The following is a 532-nucleotide window of genomic DNA, read 5'->3' as shown; positions in this document are numbered from 1 at the left end:
TTCCTCCTAAAATAAGTTGTGAGATTTCTTTTCCGTCTTTGTCAAGTCTTATGATTAAAATGTCTTTAGAACCATAACCTTTAGCAGCATTCTGAACATTTCCAGTCACAAAAAATCCTAAGTCTGTAGTCTGAATCACTGATCTTGCCTCTTCATCAGAAGAACCACCCAGAGTTTTCTGCCATAATTCATCCCCGAATTCATTGATCCTGAGAAGCCAAATGTCAGATCCCCCTTTGGAATCTTCTTTTTTATCCAGTCCTTTTCCGGAATATGAAGTTCCAGCCAAAAGAAATCCACCTTCCTGGGTAGCTACAGTTGCAGATAAAAAATCATGGTTCTTTCCGGAAAAATATTTTTCCCAGACCTGTTCACCCTGCTGATTAAGCTTAACCAAATGAAAATCGTAACCATTGTTTTGTTTATTGTCTGTAGAAAGTTTAGAAGCCTGAATACTGCTTCCTGTAATTAGATACTGCTGATCTATAGTTGTGGTTACCTGGCTTAAAAAATCCTGTGTAGAGGATTTGAT

The 532-nt window shown here is 37.6% G+C and carries 1 pseudogene; it reads right to left on the bottom strand.

The features are described from left to right. Positions 1–532 (bottom strand): annotated as a pseudogene (locus AB8P06_RS20635) (T9SS type A sorting domain-containing protein); the annotation flags it as partial.

This window comes from Chryseobacterium tongliaonense, assembly GCF_041224435.1.
Classification (GTDB): domain Bacteria; phylum Bacteroidota; class Bacteroidia; order Flavobacteriales; family Weeksellaceae; genus Chryseobacterium; species Chryseobacterium tongliaoense.
The sequence above is the reverse complement of the archived record's forward strand: the minus strand, read 5'-3'. Positions and strand labels throughout refer to the sequence as shown.